Annotated in this window: 15 protein-coding genes; 11 read left to right on the top strand and 4 right to left on the bottom strand. The window is 61.3% G+C overall.

Annotated features, from left to right (window positions below):
* Window positions 1-471: 471 nt before the first annotated feature.
* From FHS84_RS12215 to FHS84_RS12205, 3 genes are read left to right on the top strand one after another with little or no spacing between them, the layout of a single operon-like run.
* Window positions 472-675, top strand: coding sequence for a cold-shock protein (locus tag FHS84_RS12215; RefSeq protein WP_166934577.1), 204 nt, complete (start codon window positions 472-474; stop codon window positions 673-675).
* Between the two features lie 57 nt (window positions 676-732).
* The gene (locus FHS84_RS12210) at window positions 733-942 is read left to right on the top strand and encodes a hypothetical protein (RefSeq protein ID WP_166934575.1); all 210 of its coding nucleotides are present in this window, start codon (window positions 733-735) and stop codon (window positions 940-942) included.
* On the top strand, window positions 939-1,127 hold the full coding sequence (locus tag FHS84_RS12205; protein ID WP_166934573.1) for a hypothetical protein: 189 nt from the start codon (window positions 939-941) through the stop codon (window positions 1,125-1,127). The genes FHS84_RS12210 and FHS84_RS12205 overlap by 4 nt, the downstream gene beginning before the upstream one ends.
* 438 nt (window positions 1,128-1,565) lie before the next feature.
* Here FHS84_RS12205 and FHS84_RS12200 read toward each other — a convergent pair whose 3' ends face one another.
* Window positions 1,566-2,018 carry a hypothetical protein gene (locus FHS84_RS12200; RefSeq protein WP_166934571.1) on the bottom strand — a complete coding sequence of 151 codons (453 nt, stop codon included), beginning with the start codon at window positions 2,016-2,018 and terminating at the stop codon, window positions 1,566-1,568.
* Window positions 2,019-2,408: 390 nt separating this feature from the next.
* Between FHS84_RS12200 and FHS84_RS12195 the strand changes: the two genes are divergently transcribed.
* Window positions 2,409-3,017 (top strand): hypothetical protein, encoded by a 609-nt coding sequence (locus FHS84_RS12195; protein ID WP_166934569.1) that lies wholly within the window; start codon window positions 2,409-2,411, stop codon window positions 3,015-3,017.
* A gap of 56 nt (window positions 3,018-3,073) precedes the next feature.
* On the opposite strand, the gene FHS84_RS12190 is transcribed toward FHS84_RS12195, so the two are convergent.
* Both FHS84_RS12190 and FHS84_RS12185 read right to left on the bottom strand, forming a co-directional pair.
* Window positions 3,074-3,331: a hypothetical protein gene (locus FHS84_RS12190; RefSeq protein WP_166933916.1), complete on the bottom strand. Its 258-nt coding sequence runs from the start codon at window positions 3,329-3,331 to the stop codon at window positions 3,074-3,076.
* Between the two features lie 409 nt (window positions 3,332-3,740).
* A complete protein-coding gene (locus FHS84_RS12185) occupies window positions 3,741-12,254 on the bottom strand; it encodes a glycoside hydrolase family 94 protein (protein ID WP_208393829.1) in 8,514 nt (2,837 codons plus the stop codon).
* Between the two features lie 776 nt (window positions 12,255-13,030).
* Here FHS84_RS12185 and FHS84_RS12175 point away from each other — a divergent pair.
* Window positions 13,031-13,216, top strand: a complete 186-nt coding sequence (locus FHS84_RS12175) for a hypothetical protein (protein WP_166934567.1) — start codon at window positions 13,031-13,033, stop codon at window positions 13,214-13,216.
* Between the two features lie 452 nt (window positions 13,217-13,668).
* Here FHS84_RS12175 and FHS84_RS12170 read toward each other — a convergent pair whose 3' ends face one another.
* Window positions 13,669-13,953 carry a hypothetical protein gene (locus FHS84_RS12170; RefSeq protein ID WP_166934564.1) on the bottom strand — a complete coding sequence of 95 codons (285 nt, stop codon included), beginning with the start codon at window positions 13,951-13,953 and terminating at the stop codon, window positions 13,669-13,671.
* Window positions 13,954-14,268: 315 nt separating this feature from the next.
* On the opposite strand from FHS84_RS12170, the gene FHS84_RS12165 reads away from it, so the two are divergent.
* The 6 genes from FHS84_RS12165 (at window position 14,269) to FHS84_RS12140 (ending at window position 21,184) form a co-directional block, all read left to right on the top strand.
* Window positions 14,269-14,901: a TetR/AcrR family transcriptional regulator gene (locus FHS84_RS12165; protein WP_166934562.1), complete on the top strand. Its 633-nt coding sequence runs from the start codon at window positions 14,269-14,271 to the stop codon at window positions 14,899-14,901.
* Window positions 14,902-14,985: 84 nt separating this feature from the next.
* Entirely contained in the window at window positions 14,986-16,020 is a 1,035-nt protein-coding gene (locus FHS84_RS12160; protein WP_243850996.1) for an efflux RND transporter periplasmic adaptor subunit, read from the top strand.
* Window positions 16,021-16,029: 9 nt separating this feature from the next.
* The gene (locus FHS84_RS12155; protein WP_166934558.1) at window positions 16,030-19,074 is read left to right on the top strand and encodes an efflux RND transporter permease subunit; all 3,045 of its coding nucleotides are present in this window, start codon (window positions 16,030-16,032) and stop codon (window positions 19,072-19,074) included.
* A complete protein-coding gene (locus tag FHS84_RS12150; protein WP_166934556.1) occupies window positions 19,071-19,343 on the top strand; it encodes a TetR family transcriptional regulator in 273 nt (90 codons plus the stop codon). The genes FHS84_RS12155 and FHS84_RS12150 overlap by 4 nt, the downstream gene beginning before the upstream one ends.
* A gap of 138 nt (window positions 19,344-19,481) precedes the next feature.
* Complete coding sequence (locus FHS84_RS12145; protein ID WP_166934554.1) at window positions 19,482-20,054, top strand: ANTAR domain-containing response regulator; 573 nt, start codon at window positions 19,482-19,484, stop codon at window positions 20,052-20,054.
* Window positions 20,051-21,184: a CmpA/NrtA family ABC transporter substrate-binding protein gene (locus FHS84_RS12140; RefSeq protein ID WP_166934552.1), complete on the top strand. Its 1,134-nt coding sequence runs from the start codon at window positions 20,051-20,053 to the stop codon at window positions 21,182-21,184. Before FHS84_RS12145 ends, FHS84_RS12140 begins: the two co-directional genes overlap by 4 nt.
* Window positions 21,185-21,305: the final 121 nt, after the last annotated feature.

Raw genomic sequence — 21,305 nt, 5'->3', positions numbered from 1 at the left:
ATCGAGCGATGAGCGCTCGGATGAGTTCGTTCAAATTCCGCGCGGATGGCGAGCGTTTTCCGGCGCCGGCAAATCCATCACATCGACTGTGCGCAATGCCGGCTATGTCGGCGCACGGCTGGCCGCGTTGCGGAACGACACTCGTGCAATCGTTCAGGCCGCAAGCTTGGCTTCCAAAGCCTCTGGCATGATCTTCGCCTGTGGTGCCGTCTTGTTCCTTGAGACATATTCAGGGGAGGTGACGGGGCCCGGTGCGCAATAGCTTGGGTATTCGTCCGCTGCGGCTTGTAATAGGCGCATACAGCAGTTATATTAAGTGCGCGACGGCGTTCCGTCAGATGAAGTACCACTGTTGTACTCCCGATCCGCCTCGTGTGCATCCGGTCGAGACAGAAGATCATTCACGCTGATTGTTTCGTTACCGCCGCTCAGGCGACTGCTTGAGCGCAACCTGATGCATTAGGAAAAGTCATGACAATCGGAACAGTGAAGTTCTTCAACGCGGCTAAGGGTTTTGGCTTCATCGCGCCCGAAGACGGCGGCAAGGATGTTTTCGTCCATTCGACTGCCGTTGAAATGTCGGGCATGCGCGTATTGGCCGAAGGCCAGCGCGTGTCGTTCGAGATCCAGGCGGATGTGAAGGGACCCAAGGCGGTCAATTTACAGGCGGCTTGACGTTTGGGGAGCGGCGGAGAGCATTGTTCTTCGCCGCAACACCTCCAGAGGAGTGCGATGGCGATGAGCGGCGATATGACTGTCACGCATATCCTGGCCTACCGCCTTCGCCGGGCCTACGCCCAGGGCCGCGATCGGGCGTACGAACTTTCCCGCCAGGATCGAAGCCATGTCGAACTCTGCGGCATGGAGGTCTTCAATCCCTATTCAGCCGAGCCCGAAAGATCCGTTTGGAACGAGGGCTTTGCGAAGGCTTCTTCACCATGAAACCCTTTGTTCGCTTCGGTAGACGCCTTTCCCTGCCGTCAACGGTTCAGATCCGGCATGAGCTGAGAGCCTTCATCGTCGAAGAGGATGTGCGGGAGGAGTGTGCGGCGAAAGAGGGGCTGTCTGCCGGCGCGACGTGGGATGAAATCTACGCGCACCGCGACATCCGAACGGCACCGGTGTGACGGACAATTCGTTGTCCTGCGGGGCAATAGAGTAGCCGTGCCATCCGCTTCCGTCGTCCGGGCGAAATTCGAACGCTCACGAGTTTGACTGTTTCACCGCTGGAAGATCCTGCGGCCGCTGCTCGCTGACTGGAAAAACTGCGATCCCACGTGGGGTTGTACGCACGAAAGTGGGCGGGCAGCGGCAGTGTTGCGGTTTGCGCAGAGCACCGCCGCCGCCTCCACCCCGGTGCACGACTTCTCAAACCACGAGCGTCCATGCGCGTTTCCGCGCAAACACTCATGAGGAGAGCGGCACCAGAGGATACGGAACACGCTGCCGATTGCGCCGTGTCGCGCGACTGGCCGCAGTTCCGAATGGTACGGGGCGAACGTTTCGACCCTATTCACGCCGCGGCACCACACCGCAAGTAAGCGCTTATGAAGGACATCCCGCGTTCAGTCCGTCTTGGGCGCGTTGATCGCGAGCCAGTTTTGAACGCGATCGGGATGGGCCGCCCACACTTCGCCGGCCTTGTCACGGGGGCGAAAGAACAGTGCGTCTTCGGACACCGCTTGCTGCAGTTTGGTGCGATCAGCTTCGTCGCTGAAGTGGCGAAAGCTGCGTTCGACTTCGTCTTCGAATTTCTGGCCGATCTCCCGGTCGTTCTTCCCCCAAACCTTGCGCATTGCACGCATAACCGACCACCGGCGAAGGCCGGCGGGATTGGCCAAAAGCAACCGAGCCAGTTCGGTTACCATCAAGGTGTTGCAGGTCCATGCCCTGGCACAATTACCGCGGACATGCGGAGCGTATCCGTCACTCTGTTCCGTAATCGTCAAAGAAATCCTCTGATTGACCAAGTTGATCTGCTCTTCCCGCGAAAAGCCGTTCATGACATTCGCGTTCATGCGGTAGGGCTCTTTGAGCGAAGATGAGGTTTGATGTGGATCGACGTTTACACTGCGCGATCGACTGCGCACGCCGACAAACGAGGATCATATAGTGGGGATGCAAGAATAGCAATTTATGTCTTGCCGGACGAAACAACGAGACCGCCATAATTGCAGCAAGCGCACGTGATACGGATGTCCATCGTTCGCCTCGTACCAATTGCGACGGTGAATTGAGAATTCCCTCAGGAGTGCAGCGTTGTGCGAAGAGGCTTGTGCCGTCTGGCGATCCAATGCTGGGCAATTATGATTTGCGCAGGCTCGGCCTCGGGCGCTCCGCTTAACGCTCATCCGCTCCAATTCGGGGCCGGTTGGGAATGCAATCAGGGTTATCGCCAGGTCGGAACGGTGTGTGCGGCGATCACGTTTCCCGCGAATGCGCACGGCAGTGACATCTACCAAGATGGGTGGGAATGCGATCGCGGATACAAGAAGGTGCGTGCCGCCTGCGCAATTATCAAGGTGCCGTCCAACGGCTATCTGTCTGCGATTTCCGATGACGGCTCCGGTTGGGTGTGTAAACGGGGTTTCAGAGCCGTCCGCGAAGATTGCGTCGCCATCAAAATCCCGGCCAACGCGCATGCGATGGAATCGACCTATGGGCGCGGTTGGGCCTGTGACCGCGGATTCCGCATGACCGGTGCGCAATGCAAGCTGGTTAGCATACCGGAGCACGGCTATCTTGAGGACACCGGCGAAAGCTGGGCCTGCGAGCGCGGCTATTATCGTCAAAGTGCGCTATGCGTGGCCGTTTCGGTACCGCTACACGGATATCTGAATGCGACGGGATCCGATTGGGCCTGCGAGCGGGGATTTCGCCGCACAGGGCCGCAATGCGCAATGGTTCCGATTCCTTCCAACGCCCATGTCGACTTCAATGGTGATGGATGGGAATGCGACCGTGGATTCACGCGCGCAGGCGTTCAATGCAAGCCACGCCAAGCGCGTAGCGAATGATGTGCTAATTCGGTCGACGGCAAGTGTTGCGGTCGCTCGCGACCGCCATTGTCACGCTAGGTGTTTTGGCTGCTACTTTTTTTCTTCTTGGGATTGAGCGGAGTTGCGCTCGCCGCTGCAAGACGGTCGGCTTCCTCTTTGGCAAGCCGCAGGGCGCGCAATTTGACGGTCTTTGCGGCAGCGGCGGCCTGCTGCTGTTGGATCTCTTTGCGAACCTCCATATCGCGCCGTTCCGACGCCGCGAACTTGTCTTGGGCATTCAGCCGCGCGGTTGCGCGCTTTTTGTGAGGCGGGTTGGTGCCGTTATCCGACATGGTACTCCCTATTGTTCGCGGCGACGTGGAAGCAGGAACTTCACGTCGGACGCTCGCGTGAGTTTGGAAAAGAGGAATGGCTAATCGCTACATGACGAACAGGCAGGCAGCTTCAGCGTGGGCGAGGTGACTGTCGAGAACGGTGGTACGGCGTAATTTGCGGACCAGATCTCGACGACGCAGCCGATGGCGAGCGTTCCCATCACCTTCATTGGACACTACTGACAATCTGTAGCGAAGGCAAATCATCGCGGAGTTTCGCGCTCGACGGAGGGAGCGAAAGTATACGCAAGCAGCGACTGACCTTACGTCGGTCTGGGGCGGTGCTTTACGCAACGGCCTTCCTGAGAAGACCGGGGCGCACGAACATCGCGAGAGTTTCTCCAACGCGTTGGGGCAACAACAGTCATCATCCAAGGACGATCCGGATGGTGTGGTTCCGGCCATCTTCGGTCAGTTCTATCCGGGGATGTTCTGCACCTAGCCGGACGCCGTCAAATTCAACGGACGCGATGCCCCGACTTACCCCTCGCGGATTCTCGACCGCGATTTCGTAGTATGTCGCACCGCTGCGATAGGTAACGTCGAACCGCGGCCAGTACGTCGGAATGCAGGGATCCAGAGTGAGGAATGCGCCATGTCGCTGCAGACCAAGAATGAACTCGATCCCCGCACGATATGTCCAACCCGCCGATCCTGTGTACCATGTCCAGCCGCCGCGCCCCACATGAGGAGGTTCGGAGTAGATGTCGGCCGCTATGACATAGGGCTCGACCTTGTAACGGCGCACGCCGGCGCGCGAACTGGCATGATTTATCGGGTTGAGCAGTGAGAACAACTCCGTTGCCTTGTCGCCATTGCCCAGCATGGCGTGGGCAATCACCGACCACGCGGCGGCGTGGGTGTATTGGCCGCCGTTTTCACGCAGGCCGGGCGGATAGCCTTGGATATACCCAGGATCGCGCGCCGGATGGTCGAACGGCGGCGTAAACAGCAGGGCAAGACCCGCATCCGGTCTGACAAGGTGTTGATCGGCGGCTTCCATCGCCTGCTTAGCGCGAGCCGGATCGGCGGCCTTCGAGATCACGCTCCAGGATTGCGCGATAGAGTCGATCCGACACTCTGTATTCTCGGAGGCACCGAGCGGCGTGCCGTCATCGAAATAGGCCCGCCGGTACCAGCCGCCGTCCCAGCCGGCGCGCTCTAGCGCCGCCTTCAACTCTTCCCCATGGGCACGCCAAGTCGTGGCGCGAAGGGTCTCGCCACGCGCTTCTGCGTGCGGTGCGAACGCCGCGAGAGACGCGTGGAGAAACCAACCGAGCCAGATGCTTTCCCCTTGGCCCTTATCGCCTATGCGCGTGAATCCGTCATTCCAATCGCCGGTTCCGATCAACGGAAGGCCGTGGATACCGGTAGCGAGGCTCAGGTCGAGCCCACGGGCGCAGTGTTCGAACAGCGACGCACTTTGATCCGACGCGGTCGGCTGGAAATAGGCATCGCTATCGCCGCTGCGGAGCGGCTGTCCGTCGAGAAATGGAATTTCCTCGTCCAGGACCGCCACCTCACCTGTGGTCTCGATGTAGTGGGCCGCCGCATAGGCCAGCCAAATGCGATCGTCAGAGATGCGCGTGCGAACACCTTGACCGGATGGCGGCAACCACCAGTGCTGCACATCGCCTTCGACGAATTGGCGGGCCGTCGCACGCAACAGGTGTTCGCGAGTCATTGCCGGCCGCGCGAACGTCAGCGCCATGCAGTCTTGGATTTGATCCCGGAAGCCATAAGCGCCGCTCGCCTGGTAGAACGCCGATCGGGCCCATAAACGGCAGACCACCGTCTGATAGAGGAGCCAGCGGTTAAGCATGATATCCATCGCACGATCCGGCGTCTTCACCTGCACCGTGGTGAGCAAGTCGTCCCAATGCTTCCGAACCTCATCCAGAACGCTGTCGAGATCGATTTCGCGGTAATGGGCAAGAAGGAACTGGGCGTCGGCGGCGCTGGTGGACTGGCCGAGGAAGACGGCAATTTCGGTGCTCTCGCCGGGTGCCAGAGACACGCTCGTTTGGATTGCGCCGCACGGGTCGAGCCCTGGCCCGACACGGCCGGAAAGTGAAGGGGCCTCCGCCGCGAGTGCCGCGGGATTGTCCAGGGACCGGTTGCGGCCGAGAAATTCACGCCGGTCTGTTGTCCAGCGTTTCTGCCGTCCCGCCATGTCCAGGAATGCTATATGCCCCCCGAAAGCGGTACTCCACGGATTCTGTGCAAAGAGAGCGCCGGTTGCGGAGTCGATATCCGTCGTGATGAAGGGGGCGGTGGCAGCGCGAGACTGACCCAATACCCATTCGACATAAGCCGTGATCGATAGCCGCCTCGTTCGTGTCGATGTATTGCGGATGGTCAGGCGCGATATCTTGATGGGGTCTCGCAGCGGAACGTATTGCAGCAAGTCGAGTTCGATTCCATGGGCATGAAGCTCGAAGCGACTGTAGCCCTGCCCATGGCGAGCAACATAGGACGCTGTCTCGTCGCGGACCGGCAGGGCCGTCGGCCCCCATATCAAACCGCTTTCTTCATCACGGACATACAGGACTTCACCGCTGCGATCCGTGATGGGGTCATTCGACCAAGGGGTTAATTGGTTCTCCCGGCTGTTGACCGACCATGTGTATCCCGAACCTTCGGAGGAAACTTGAAAGCCGAAGTTTTCGTTGGCGATTACGTTGATCCATGGGGCCGGCGTCATCTGGCCCGCGTTCAAGATGGTTACATATTCCCGTCCATCGTCCGCAAATCCACCAAGGCCGTTGAAATATTCGAGATCGGATATCGCGGGCTTGGTCGTGCGCATGTCAGAGGATACGGACCGCCGCGGGGATGGCGGCGCGGCCATAGTCGTCTTGCGCATCCGCTCGAGCTGCTCTTTGAGCCTGCCGCGACGTGCCGACAACACGATTCTCGCCACTGCCGAAAGGCGGGAGCGGGTCTCCTCTGGGATCAAATCGGCACGGAGCAGGAAAACATTGCCGCGGGCGGCATCTGCTACGGGCTGCGCGCGCGACTGGCTTTTGCGTATCTCCGTTTCGATTGCGGTATGAAGATCCTGGATATAGGAGGAGGACCGCTCGTTCAAAATCACGAGGTCGGCAGCGAGACCTTTCATTCGCCAGTATTCGTGAGCTCGCAGCATCTGGCGAACAACCGCGATGTCCTCCACATCGTCTATCCGCACCAGTACGATCGGAAGATCGCCCGAAATGCTCTGTGCCCATAACGCGGCGGGACCGCCGCCGCCGCGCCGGATGGTGTCGGCCATGGGTCTCATGGCGGGGTTGGCATACAGTATGTGCCCGGCGAGGATCTGATATAGTCTGGCTTCGTCGGTATCGATATCGAGATGGCGAAGTTGCACTTGCGCCTGGGTCCAAGCGAGTGTCGCCGCGCGGTCAAAGGCATTGGCGTCTTGGTGCTTGTCGACAAGATCGAGCAGCTCGGTTCGCGATGATGCCGCTACGGTCCAGAATGTGACACGCACCGTCTCGCCCGGTTGGATGCGGACGCGGCGGCGCATCGCAAATACCGGATCGAGCACGGTTCCCACACTGCCGGAAAGCGGCCGCCCTCCCATGATGGATGCTGGCGACGTGGCGCTGTGTCCCCGGCCCAGAAATTTCGCACGATCGGTTTCAATTTCGATGTCACCGACCGTTTCGCCCTCGGCGACCGAGAGATGGGCGGCCCAGATCTCCGGTTCGGCTGGTGCGCGTCGCCGCCGCGTCGCGAGAATGATCCCGGCCTTGGCATCGTGTTCGGTTTGGACAAACATCTTGGAGAACGCAGGGTGAGCGCCATCTTGGGCGGGAGGTGCCAGCACAAGCTCGGCGTAGGAGGTGATCTCGATTTCGCGCGGTCGCAGGCCGGAATTCGACACCGATATGCGGCGCGCTTCGGCACTGCTCTCCGACGACACGACCACTTCCTGAATGGTCGCTATTGTGCCGTCACGGCGTGTAAATTCGGCCTTGTCTTCGCTGAATTCGACGTCATAGCTGTCCGGTTCGGTGCCGGCTGGCTGGTAACCTGCGGACCAGACACTGCCGCTTCTGACGTCCCGCAGATAAATGAACGAACCCCAGTCGTCGCAAGTTGGATCTTCCCGCCAGCGGGTAATTCCGATGTCGTGCCATCTGCTATAGCCGGAGCCGGCCGCGGTCAGCATCACGGCATAGCTGCCGTTCGAAAGCAGATGGACTGCCGGTGTCGGATTGTGCGGCGTACGGATGTGCCGCACGGTCGGTCGGTCGAGCACTCGCGCTGCCGTGGCTGTGTTGGTGTCCTCCGCCCAGGGACGCGCCGCCGCTATGTCGCGAGGAGTACGCTCCTGCAGCAAGAGTTCCGTGGCGCGGATTGCCGGTTCGGCGTGGAAGTAGGCGCGGACGATCCCGCCGAGCAGGGCATTGGTGATGGCGACGATCGTCATCCCTTGGTGGTGCGCCATGTGGGCGCGAACGACCGCGTAGGTGCTGCCTTCGGGTAGGCGCGTGCGCGTATAGTCCACCGCTTCGTAGAAGCCGTAGCGCCCGCGCGTGCCGATTTCGGCCAAACGGGCAAGATTGCGCAAAGCGGCGGCCGGGGCGACCATCGTCGCAAGCGCCGTTGCATAGGGCGCGACAACGGCATTCTCGCCAAGCCCGCGCTTCAGCCCCAAGCCGGGTACGCCAAAATTCGAATACTGGTAAGTCAGTTCCAAGTCGCGCGCGTTAAATGCGGATTCGGAAATGCCCCAGGGCCGGCTGCATTCTTTGCCAAAGGAGATCTGGCGATCGACGATCAGGTGACTGGTTGCTTCGAGCAGGGTGCCGGCCGGCGCACGCATCACCAGCGATGGCATCAGATACTCGAACATGGATCCCGACCATGAGACCAGGGCCGCACCATGCTCGATTGGCGTTACTGATCGACCCAGACGAAACCAATGACGCGATGGAACATCGCCTTTGGCGATCGCCCAGAAGCTGGCGAGCCGCGCTTCCGAGGCAAGCAGGTCGTAGCAGCTGCCATCGAGCCGGCCTTCGGCGACGAGATAGCCGATGGAAAGCAGGCGGCGATGCGGATCGAACAAGAAGTCGAACTGCATCGCGTTGGCCATCGATCGTGCTGTGGCCTCCAGCGTGAGCAGACGTGTTCTCAGCGCGGCTTCCTGCTCGGTCGACAGGATAAAATCACGGCGATGGCTGTCGATGGATCGCTGAACTGCGCGTGTCCAGAACAGCATTTCGATGCCGGCATCGTCGCCGCTTGCCAAGGTTTGCGTGATGTCGACGACGATCATTGCCAGCTTGGCGAGTTCGTTGATCCGGGCAGGCAAGCCGTTTGCCGGCGCCGCAAGCACGGCTGCGCTCAAAGCGTTGAACGCGTGGTCGAGTTCCTGCCGTGTGACGAACTCGCTTTGGGTGTCGTCGGAAAGCGCACTGATCGCGGTTCTCGCCAAGCGCAGGCTGTCGTCGATGCCCGCAAGCCATTGCGCCGTGTTGACGGAGGCATCGGTCCATTCCCGGCAAGCGTTCGCGATTGCGATCAGGTGACCGGCAAGATTGCCGCTATCGACGGTCGAGATGTAACGCGGTTCCAGCGGCCGTAGATCGCCGGTGTCGTACCAATTGTATAAGTGGCCGCGAAAATGCTGCATCGACTCGATCGTCGTCAACGTCGTTTCCAGGCGTTCGGCGGCTTCGGTTGTTCCGATCCAGCCGAATTCGCGAGCGCTGACGGCCGAGAGAAGATAGAGACCGATGTTGGTGGGAGAGGTTCGGCGCGCCAGCACCGGCTTGGGATCTTCCTGATAGTTGTCGGGCGGCAGCATGTGGTCTGCGGCCGTGACGAATGTCTCGAAATATCGCCATGTCCGTCGCGCAACGAGTCGCAACTCGTGGGCGTCGTCATCGGAAATCGGAAGAGATCCCGCTGCCGACGGCGGTAAGCTGACCCACCGTGCAATGGCGGGCGCGGCGATCCAGAGGAGTATGAGAGGGGCGGCGCACGACGCCGATCGGCCGCCGCTCAACCAGACCAGGCTGGCAGCGGCGATAGATATGACCACACTTCCCGCCATCCAGCGATACACACCGGCCAACTGAAGCCGGGGACTGAGAGAGGCATGCGCGGCGGTCATCCATTCGAGCAGGCGGCGATGGCTTACAAACAGGCGGAAGAGCGTTCTGCCGATCGCATCGCTCATCGACCAGGCCTGATGCGCGAGGAATATCAGCGTCATGGCCGTCTGTGTCAGAGCCAGCAGGATATCGTCGCCAAGCGCATCGAGATGACTGCGCAGCGTTATTCGAACACGATGCGGCACGATCGCTGCGAGCGCCGGCAGCAACGTCGGTAGAGCGATCGTTGCTATGATGAAGCCGGTCCAAACGGCCGCGTCGTGCGGGGAGAGTGTCCAGGCAGTGAGCAAGGTAATAACGCAAGCCGGCGCCGACAGAGTCCGCCTGAGGTTGTCCAGCATCTTCCATCGCGCAATTCGCGGCAGTGCGTTGGTGCCGGGTTCATCGCGCGAGACATCGCTACGGCCGAATATCCAAGGCAGCAGCTGCCAATCGCCGCGAGCCCAGCGATGCTGGCGGGAAACCGCAACGTCGTAGCGGGCGGGATACTCTTCGACAACTTCTACATCGGATACCAGAGCCGCGCGGGCGAATGTCCCTTCGAAGAGATCGTGGCTGAGAAGCGTGTTTTCCGGTACGCGCTCGGCAAGCGCCGCCTCGAAGGCATCCACATCGTAAATGCCCTTTCCGGCGTATGTCCCCTCGCCGAACATATCCTGGTACACGTCGGAGACGGCGGATGCGTAGGGATCGATGCCGCTCATGCTGGAGAATGCACGCTGAAACGCCGATCCCTCGGAGCCGACCGGCAAGGACGGCGTCACCCGCGGCTGCAGCACCGCATGGCCCTCGACCACGCGCCTTGCAGCGGCGTCGAGCATCGGTCGGTTGAGCGGGTGTGCCATCTTGCCGATGAGTTGGCGCACGGCTTCGCGCGGCAACCGTGTATCGGCATCGAGGGTTATGACATAACGGACATTAGGCGGGACGGCCGGTGCACGGCCGTTGATCGTCACAAACGTCGTGTCTGCGGCGCCGCGCAGCAGACGATTCAGTTCATGCAGCTTTCCGCGTTTGCGTTCCCAGCCCATCCATTGCTGCTGCCCTTCATTCCAAACCCGTCGGCGGTGAAGCAGCAGGAATCTATCGCCGCCTTGTGCCGGGCCGTATTGGCTGTTCAAATGGCCAATCCCCTCGGCCGCGACGGCAAGAAGGGCATCGTCGTCTCGCGAGCGTTCCTCGGGCGAGTCCAGCCAGTCCGAAAGCAATGCGAAGTGCAGATGGCCATCGGGGCTTGCGAGAAAGTAGACCTCGAGCCGCTTGAGTTGCTCTTCAATGGCGAGGCGGCTTGTGAGCAGGAACGGAACCGCGACGACAGTGCGTAATTCCTCTGGAATGCCGTCGCGAAGGGCCAGGCTTGGCAAGATCGTCGTGCCCACGATCGCCATCGCGATCCGATTTACCAATGCGACGGCCAAGTCGAACGCAGGAATCAATCCCACGATCGCCAACAATGCCGCTAGCCAGCCAGCGGATTGCAGCGCAGAAAGGGGTAACAGCAAGATCGCGACGGCTACGACAACGACGCTTGCGATGTATGCGCCGATGCTGATCCGTCTGTGTGCGAGCCTGCTTCGCAGTGGCGGGCGAAAGCCGATCCGTTTTTCGAAATCGCGGCGCCCGCCGGAAATCAGGTGATAGCCCGGATCGGCGGGACGGCCGGCTTGGCCTTTTGCCGCCGAAAGCGCGGCCTGCGCGATATCCAACTCGGACAGAGTCGAACCGCGCGCCAGTTCTTCGATCGCACTGCGATAGAGGTTGCGCGTCGGGAAATCCATCGCTGCGAAATCGGTATCCGTCTGCAGAATCCCATCGACCAGACTGACGCTCTCGAATATCTCGGTCCAATCGAGCGCCGAAGCGAGGCGCATACTCGTGATGATGTTGCGCACAGTCACGCTCGCGGCACCCTGCCGCTGGTGTTCATCATGCACGAGTTGGTCGGCCGTGGTTCCCTGGGCGGCGAGCTGGCTTTCCAGCCAGGCCAGCGCTGGCGTGACGCGAGGATCTTGGTCTCGCAACCGCTGAATCAGCTGGACGGCGAACGTCTTGGGCAACGGCGCTTGGCTGTAGCCCTGAAGCATGATGTCGACGGATTCGGCGGCGCGCCCGTCGATGCCCAACTGCTGATCGGCGACGAGATTGGCATTTTGTCGGGCGACACCGCTATTCATGATGCGTTTGGCCGCGCGCCGCAGGTTTTCGACGAGAACGATACGCAGCGTGATGGCAATGGCCCACAATTCGCCGATCGTGAGCGGCTGGACGCGTTGATACGCGCGCACAAACCGGCACAGCATATCGGGGTCGAGGCGGCTGTCGGTGTGTGCAACGAAGGCCCAAACCAAGCCGAAAACACGCGGGTATCCGGCAAATGGGCCGCCTGCCAGCTTTGGCAATTGGCGGTAATAGCGGGGCGGCAAGTCGTCCCGCACCTCGTGAATCTGTTCTTCGATCAGATGATAGTTGTCGAGCAGCCATTCGGCGGCCGGCGTGTTCGGTTGCCCGTCGCGCGTGGTATGACCTATTTCCCGATAGGCCGCCAAAAGAACGGCTTCGTTTTCCTTCAGCCTTACCGACAACGATTGGCGCGGGATCGGTGTCGCCGTGACGATCTGGGCCTCGGCGAGACTCTCGGCATGTTGTTCCAGCCGTTCGACACCGAAGAGTTCCTCGCGGATGGAGTCTTCGCTATCCCATGGCGACAACAGTTGATTGCGCCCGAAAGCGGCTAGAAACGACAAATTCAATGTGGCCCTTCTGCCGTACGCGACAACGGCAAGCTCGTACGCGCAGATCCAATGCTTGATCCTGCGTCTGGCACGAGTGTTTTAAGTTTGACTTCGCGTCGGCGGACAACATCTGTCGTCCGCAAATTACGGCGCGTTCGATGAGGAGACTATAGCACGCTTCCGACGCTACGGTGTCATGCCTTATTCTTCAAATTGAGGCGGTAAACGCCCGAATTTGAAGATAATAGTAGGTTCATCATCATATTCGCCAAGTTCCGGGTCACCGGAACTTGAAAATGCCACCACGCCGAGTTTTGTGTTTGAGAGCCTTTCCGCCGTCCGGAGCGCTGCTTCTGCCGACTTGCATGGGACCGGTGTGTCGGGTCTCAGGCGATTTCCCTTGCCGGCGACATATGCTTGGACGATGTGGACGGTTTCTCGGGCCACGAAGTACCTGCCTGTAATGATAACCGGTGCGAACAATCCGGCGCCAACTTGTATTAGGCGCTTTTAGCGCTTATATCCATGCGCGACGGCAGTGCCGTCAGATGAATCGCATCCTTGACATCGCCGGGCCGCTATCGCGAATTCGGCGGTCGCGCGCGATGTTATCAGACTGATTGTTCCGTATCTCGCCGACCGAGCAAATGCTTGGCCGAAACCTCGTGCTGCAGGGTGTCGCGATGACGATTGGAACTGTGTGTTTCTTCAAATCGGGGCGTGGCTCAGGCTTCATATCGCCCGAAGGCGGCGGCGAAGACGCGCAGTCAGGTTGCCGCTGAATAGGTGTTATCATGGACAATAAAGGGTTTCGTCTCAGCAGGATCTATGCCGAAGGCTGGAGAATGGCGGCCGAGTTGCCGTCAAACGACTGTGACGAGCTGGACCCAGACCGTATCGCGGCGTTGAATCCCTACGCCACGGAGCCGGAGAGATCGCGCTGGCGCGACGGTTTTTCAAAAGCCATTTGGAGTTTCTGACGGTTCCGGCGCTGGTTGGCGTATTGCCAGAGGCGCAGGAAGCACCGGTGAAAGGCATCCGATGCGAAGCTTTTTTCGTACGTACAACTGGCGAGCCGTCGCTGCAGCGGCAGTCGTCGTCGCGCTTGTAGGGGTTCAATACATGATATTGAACCGGTAACAGTTGGGCTTCCTGGCGAGACCGTTCTGATGAGGGCTTTTACTCGTTTCGGACAGCGTGTTCCGTACCCGATGGTGCTTCGATGTTGTGCGTTTGAGAGGATGCTGGCATGCCGGACAATGTGACTATTGGGCAGAGATGGTCCGTATGGGCCTCCGGACGCCAGCAATGGCTGCTGGCGGCGGTGACGAGTCGGCAAAATGGCCGGGCGACACTCAAGTTTGACTGCCGGTATGGAATTCAAGGCAGTGATGGCGAGCACATTGCGGACGAGGATACTATGCTCACCGCATCAAATCTCTTCCGTTTTGTCGAAGGTTGATTGCGGCTGCCCGATTTGCGGCGGTGCGGAAAGTGTCGAGTTCCTATGAACATCATCCCGCTTATCGTCATGACCGCCTTCATTGTTGCCGGTGTTCTCGGAACGGTAGGAAAGCTGCTGTTCGATGATTGGCATGTTCGTCGGGTTGCGCGAATGCCCGCAGTGTTGCCTTTGGTGAAGCCAACGAGTTGTTCGGACGAATGACGAAAGAGTATCCAGGCTGGACGGATTTGACGGCGGCAGAGTTTCTGTCATTGCGGCTCGTCGCGCGAAACGTCCCTGCCATCATGATTCCCTCAACGCATCGCGCCCGGTTGGCCGAGCTTGGGCTAATTCGTTCGTTCAAGGGCAAACTCCAGGTGACGCCAAACGGGCGTATGGTAGCGCGCGGTTAGCGATAGGACAGGGCTGTTTTGGACAGCCGTGCCGGCCGTGCGGTCTCGGTCCGGCGCCAGAATGGCCGTATGACGTTCCCGGCAGCAAGTTCTGGTGCATCCGCCATGCTCGACAGGTAATGGCCGTCGGGATTGCCTATTGACAATAAATGAGTGATCGCTTATATAATACGAAATGAGCCCGAAACGAGACGTAAAAAAGCACCTGGGACGTCCGCGCGATGACGAGGCGCGGGCGGTAAGGCGCCAGCAGATCCTGGATGGCGCGCGCGCCTGCTTCGTTCAGAAGGGCTTCCACGCCTCTTCGATCGCGATGATCGCGGAGGAGGCGGGCGTCAGCGTCGCCAACATCTACCAGTACTTCGAAACCAAGGACGATCTGATCGTCGCTCTGGTCGAAGCCGAAGTCGAAAACGATCTGGCGATCGTGCGTTTGATCGGTGAAGCGTCCAGTCTGCGCGAAGGCCTCGATGCCGCGATGGTCCGCCTGATCGGCATGGCGAAGATGCACACCGTCGTGCAACTGCGGCTGGAGGTCTTGGCCGAGAGCTTCCGCAATCCGGCGGTTGCGACCGTGGTGCAGCAGGGCGAGGAGCGCACCATCGCGCAGCTCGCGCAGATATTGCGGGCCGCCCAGGCGAACGGCGAGATCCGGACCGAAATCAAGCCGGCGCAAAGTGCGGCGGTTATCCTTGCGCTTTCCGATGGCCTGTTGAGCCGCTTGCCGATCAGCCCGCGGCCGATCCGCGAACTCGCCCATGAGGCGGTGCAGGTTCTGTTTTCTCATCTTGGTATGAAGCCGGTCTAGCGGCCGCTCCGTTCTCGGACCCGGACCTTTCGTGGAGTATTTATGAGCGAATGCTCACTTTTATATTGTAGAGCAATGCCGGTGATGATGGCTGTTGCGTTCCTCGCTGGGCTCACCGGCTGTTCCCGGCCTGAGCCGGAACAGGCCAAGACGGTGCTCGTCGTTGCGGCCCGTCCGGCGGAAGACCCCGCCGGCGTCGCCATTGGTGTGGTGCGGTCGGCCTCGTTGCATGCCGTCGCGGCGCAGAATGGCGGCCGGGTGGAAAAGCTGCTCGTCGATGTCGGCGCGCATGTTCGCGCCGGTCAGGTGCTGGCGATGTTCGATAGCCGAGCCGAGAACCTGAAACTCGCTTCGGCCACGGCCGATGCCGCGCGCCTGTCCGCGGTCGCCGAGGAGCGGCGCCATAACTTCAAACGCATGGATGCCTTGATGCGGGCCTCGGCGATTTCGCAAAGCGCGTTCGATGCGGCGAAGGCCGATGCGCGGTCGACGGAAAAGGCCGCCGCTTCGGCGCGCGATCTCGCAGCGCTGGCCAAACGCGATCTCGATTTGACGGCGGTACGCTCGCCGATTGATGGCGTTGTCGCCGCGCGCCCGGTGCGCTTGTCGGATACGGTGGCGCCCGGCACAGTGATGTTCGAAGTCGATGGCCAAGGCCCTCGCGAAGTCGTGACTTCGGCGCCGGCCGCGGCGGTTGCGCTGCTGCAGCCGGGAATGTCGTTGCGATTGCGGATGAACGGCAGCGAAGGCCGCGGTGTCGTCACCGAGATCGGCGAGCGCGTTTCCGCCAACAGCAGCCGGGATATCCGCGTTCGGATCGCGAGCGGCGACTTTGCGCCGGGCAGTGTGGTCGAAATCGTTCTGGCGCCGGATCGCACCAAGGCTGCCGGTGCTCTGGTTCCTGCTTCGGCGGTGATTGCTCCGGCGGGCACAGCGAAGGCCGTATTCATTGTCACTGCCGATGGCCGGCTGAAGCGCGTGCCGGTTTCGCTCAAGGCCATCGGTTCGGCCGGTGCGCTCGTCGACGGCGCGGTCAGGCCCGGCGATCGCGTCGTGGCCGCGGGGGCGTCGTTCCTCACCGACGGCATGGCCGTGAAACCCGTTTTGACGGCGCGCTGAGAGATCACCATGTCGATCACCGCAACCGCGCTGGAGCGCTCCCGCTTCACATTGGCCGCCGCCTTTGCCTTGGTTCTGGCCGGCATTGGCGTGCTGTTCGGATTTCCTTCGACCGAAGAACCGACGGTTCCGGTCCGCACGGCTACCGTGCAGGCGTTCTGGCCCGGTGCCTCGCCGGAGCGTCAGGAAGCGCTGGTCGCCCATCCGCTCGAAGAGGTGATCCGGGAAATTCCCGAGGTCGAACACATCGATACCATCATCCGGCCCGGCTTCACGCTTCTCTATGTCAATCTGCGCGGTAATACGGCGCCGGAAAAACTTCCCGTCATCTGGCAGCAGGTGAAAGCCAAGGTGGCGCAAGCTTCGTTGCCTGAAGGCGTGTCGCCGCCGCTCGTCAACGACGAATACGGCCGCGTCGCGGTGCGCAGTCTGGCCTTGACGGGCCCGAACTATTCCGCCGGGCAGTTGCAGGATTGGGCCAAGAAGGCGCGCGAACGGCTGCAAAGCGTGTCCGGCGTCCAGGCGATTGCGCTCTATGGCGTGCGCGAGGATCGCGTGTATGTCGAACTGTCGCCGGATCGGCTGGCGGCCGCGGGCGTGACACCGCAGGCAATTGCGCAGGCGCTGCATGCCCGCAATGTCCTCACTTCCGCCGGTGAGATTGAGGTGCAGGGAAAATCGCTCGCCTTGGCGCCGAGCGGCGACCTGCCGAGCGTGGCCGATTTAGCTGCCGTTCCCATCGCGACGCCCAACAGCGGCACGCTTCCTCTGTCGGCGTTGGGCAAGATCGTGCAGCGGGCCGAAGACCCGCCGATGAGTGCGGTTCTATTCAATGGCGAGCCCGCGGTCGTGCTGGGCGTGTCGATGCTGCCGGGCCTCAATGTCGGCGACTTTGCCGAACGGCTCAATGCGCGCCTCGACGAGGTGGAAAGGGAACTGCCTTACGGCATGCATCTGTCGAGCGTGACCGATCAGTCGATCGTGGTCGCCACCCAACTCGGCGAAGTCGGCCGCGTTTTTCTCGAGACGGTGGTAATCGTTCTCGCGGTGGTAGTCGGCTTTCTCGGCTGGCGTGCCGGATTGGTGACGGGCTTGATCGTGCCGGTGACCGTACTGGGCGCGTTTGCAATCATGCGGGCTTTGGGCATCGAGCTGCATCAGGTATCGATTGCCGCGATCATCATTTCGCTCGGCCTGTTCGTCGACAACGCCATTGTGGTGGTCGAGGATTTCCAGCGCCGTGTCGCAAGCGGCGAGGAGCGTCATCGCGCGGCGGTGGCCGCAGGGCAGGGCATGGCGGCGCCGCTCCTGACATCGACGTCCGCCATCATCCTGTCGTTCGTGCCGCTGGTGTCGGGCCAGAACAGCACCGCCGAATACATGCGCAGCCTCGGCTTTGTCGTGGCGATCACGCTGCTGCTGTCGTTGCTCCTGGCGCTGACCTTCACGCCGCTGCTTGCGAAGCTCCAGCCCACAGCCAATGCGCATCACGGCGGTGAAGCGATGATGGCGCGTCTACGCGGGTGGTATGCCGGACGGGTGCAAGCGGCGCTTCGCCATCCCTTCCTCGTGATCGGGACGATGGCGGCAACGTTGGCCGTGTCCGTCGTGCTGTACTCTTTGTTGCCGCAGGAATTGCTGTCGTCGTCGGAGCGGGCACAGCTTCAGATGTCGATCGAACTCGATCCCGGCACCTCGACGCGCCGGACTGTGGATATCGCTGCCAGGATTTCACGCACGCTCGCCGACCGGCAGCGGTTCCCGGAAATGAGCGGCAATGCCATCTATGTCGGCGATGGCGGGCCGCGCTTCATCCTTGGCCTCAATCCGCCCGCACCGGCCGCCAATCGCGCGTATGCCGTCATCAATCTCACCGCCGATGCCGATCGCGAAGCCGCTGTCGAGCATATCCGCAGCGAGCTCGCCCGGCTTTATCCGATGGCCAAGGTCGAACCGAAGCGCTTCTCGCTGGGCGCGTCCGAAGTCGGCAAGGCGGTGTTCCGTTTGGTCGGGCCGGATCGTGCAGTGCTGGCGGATGCCTCGCGCAAGCTGATGGACGCGCTGCATCGCGACAGCAAGGTTCACACCGTTTCGACCACGCTGGAAGGCTCCTCGCCCTATCTGACGGTCGACATCGATGCACCGCGCGCCGCGCAAGCTCAGGTCAGCAATGCCGACATTGCCGGCGCGCTCGATGCCGCTTATGCCGGTTTGCCTGCCACGGTCCTGCGCCAGGGCAATGCGATGGTCCCGGTGATCGTGCGCGCACCCGACAGCGAACGCTTTTCCCCGGAGCGGCTCAGCCATCTTCCGGTCGGTGCTACTACGCGCCTCGGCGATGTCGCGGCGTTGCGCCTGGCCGACCAGACCTCCGTTCTCAATCGCCGCGACATGTTCCCGAGTGTGGAAGTTTCCGCCTTCGGTTCCGGTCTGACCGCTCAGGATATCGTCGACCGCATGCAGCCGGTCATCGCCAAGCTCGGTCTGCCCAAAGACACCACGGTCGAATACGGCGGCGAACTGGCCGACAGCGTCGAAGCCAATCAGGGCCTGCAGGATTATCTGCCGCTGGCGCTGCTCGGCATGGCCGGACTGTTCCTCTGGCAATTCCGTTCCTTCCGCAAAACTCTCATCATTCTGGTGTCGATCCCCTTTGTCGTAATCGGTGCCTGTGCGGGGTTGTGGCTGACCGGCCAGCCGGTGAGCTTTTCCGCCACTCTCGGTCTTCTGGCGCTGGGCGGCATCATCGTGAACAACGCGGTTCTCTTGATCGAGCGGATCCAGTTCGAGTGCAATCAGGACAAGCCGCTGGTGCAGGCCATAGCCGATGCCGCCGTTCTCCGGCTGCGCCCCATCATGATGACGATGCTGACCTGCGTGTTTGGTCTGGTGCCGCTGTTTGCCTTCGGCGGCCCGCTGTGGCGTCCGCTGGCGGCCACCATGATCGGCGGCTTGGCGCTCGGCACCCTGGTTACACTGGTTTTGGTTCCATCACTCTATGCCGTGGCCTTCCGGTGGAACGGTCGGGCGCGCCCAGACGGAGATGTGCCATGACGTCGACCGGAAAACATTGGAGCCGCCGCAAGAGTATGCGTCCCGACGAAATCCTTGCCGCCGCGGCGGAGGAGGTATCCAAAAAGGGGCACGATGGGCTCCGTGTCGCCGCCGTTGCCGCGCGCGCCGGCGTCGCTAAAGGGACGATCTATCTCTACTACCGCAGCAGGCAACAATTGCTGGAAGCCCTGCGCGAAGCCGGCGTCTCTGGTCGGCCTTGCCGCAGGACATCGGATCGGGATTGCTCCGACGACCTTGGGAGGTTGTGACGTCCGGCGGAAAGTACGGAGAAGCGCGGCGGAACGCGGGGCGGTCTGTGAAGCGTTCTTCGATATACCAGGCATCCGGTTCTGCTCTGGATCATTTCGGGAGGCTCTGCCAATAATAGACGGATGCCTCCGGCCGGCTTGACCATACTGCTCGTGGATGCGAACGGACGCCGGGCCGCCGAGTTGGCACGGCTGATTGCGAGCGCAGGCGATCATCGTGTCTATCGCTCGGCCGGCGGCGCCGGGCTGGCGGATGAGGTCTTAGCGCTGAAGCCCAGCGTAGTTCTCGTCGATATGAGCCTTCCGGACCGTGACACCCTTGAAGGCTTACGGCAGGTGTCGTCGCGTTCACCTTGTCCGGTTGTGCTGATGACGGAGGAGACGGCCGACGATTTCGTTGAGGAAGCTATCCAGGCGGGCGTCTGCTCCTACCATGTCGGCGGCGTCGATCCCATGGCCATACGGCCAATCCTGGCGGCCGCCATCGCATTGTTTGCGCGGCATCAGCGCGCCACCAAGGAACGCGACGCGAGCCTGGCGCAATTGGAAGAGCGGCGCATCATCGACCGCGCCAAAACCCTGCTCATGCGGTCGAGCCGGATGAGCGAGCCGGAGGCCTACCGCTGGCTGCGCAGCCGCGCGATGCGCGAGAGCCGCAAGCTCGCGGACGTAGCGGCCGATCTCATCGCAAAGAGCGGAGATGCACCATGAGAATAGGCGTCTTGAGGCTCACGGATTCTGCGCCGGCAATCATCGCCCAAGAGTTCGGCTTTTTCGCCGAGGAGGATGTTCCGGCCGTTCTTTCGGTCGAGCCGTCGTGGGGAAACATTGCCGACAAGCTGGCGCACGGTTTCCTGGATGCGGCGGTGATTTTGCCGCCTTTGGCGTTTGCGCTTACCCAAGGGCTGCGCGGGGCGCCGTGTCATTTGATCGTACCGCAGGCGGTCAATCTCGGCGGAAACGCTATCACCCTCAGCCGTGAAGTGGTGGACGCGCTTGCTCCGGTGTCGACGAGCGGGAGCGCGGCGGTTCTCGAATGGTCGCGCCATTTTGCGGCGTGGGTGCACGCCCGCCAAGACGGTCCGGTGCGTCTGGCCGTGGTCCACCAGTTCTCGACGCACAATCTTCTGTTGCGATACTGGCTCGTCGCGGGCGGTATGGATCCGGACCGGGATGTCGCCTTCACATACATTCCACCCAGCCGAATGGTGGAGGCTTTGGCGCGCGGCATGATCGACGGGTTCTGTGCCGGTGCGCCGTGGGGCGATATCGCGGCCGCAGAGACTCGTGCCGTCAATATCGTCTCTTCGCACGGCATATGGCGCAACGGGCCGGAAAAAGTGTTCGCCGTGCGCCAGGACTTTGCCGACAAAAATGCGGAATTGCTGCAGGCCGCACTGCGGGCGTTGCTGCGGGCCGGGCAATACTGTGACGACCCGGATCATGCGGCCGCGGTCGCTGCTATTCTCGCGCGCCCAGAATACCTGGCGGTGTCGCCTCAGCGCGTTCTCACGGCGTTGCCCGGCGCAGGCCCTGGCGAGCGGTACTGGCAGCAGCCTGGATTACGTTTCTTTGCGCATGCCGCGACGATGCCCTGGCTTTCGCATGCAGAGTGGTATTTGCGCCAGATGCAACGATGGGGAATGTTACCTGCACAAATCCCCGTCGAGGATGTCGCTGCAGCGGTTTATCGCCCGGATCTGCTGCGGCGCGCCGCGCAAAGTCTTGGAATTTCGGTTCCGGCGATCGACAGCAAAACCGAAGGGCATCTGAAGAGCTGGACCCTGGAGGGCACCTCTGCACCGATTGCGATGGAGCCGGACGGCTTCTTCGATTTATAGCCACAAAACTTTTGCGAGCAAAATTTAGTCCCGCTCTCTTTTTAGGCGGAATGCCGCGCGGGCGCGCATCGTCGCGAAAAATCATCATCGCAAGTACTTGATTTTCCTCGATCTCCGAATG

The sequence above is a fragment of the Rhizomicrobium electricum genome, assembly GCF_011762045.1.
In the GTDB taxonomy this organism is placed as follows: domain Bacteria; phylum Pseudomonadota; class Alphaproteobacteria; order Micropepsales; family Micropepsaceae; genus Rhizomicrobium; species Rhizomicrobium electricum.
This window is presented reverse-complemented; position numbering and strand designations above follow the sequence as displayed.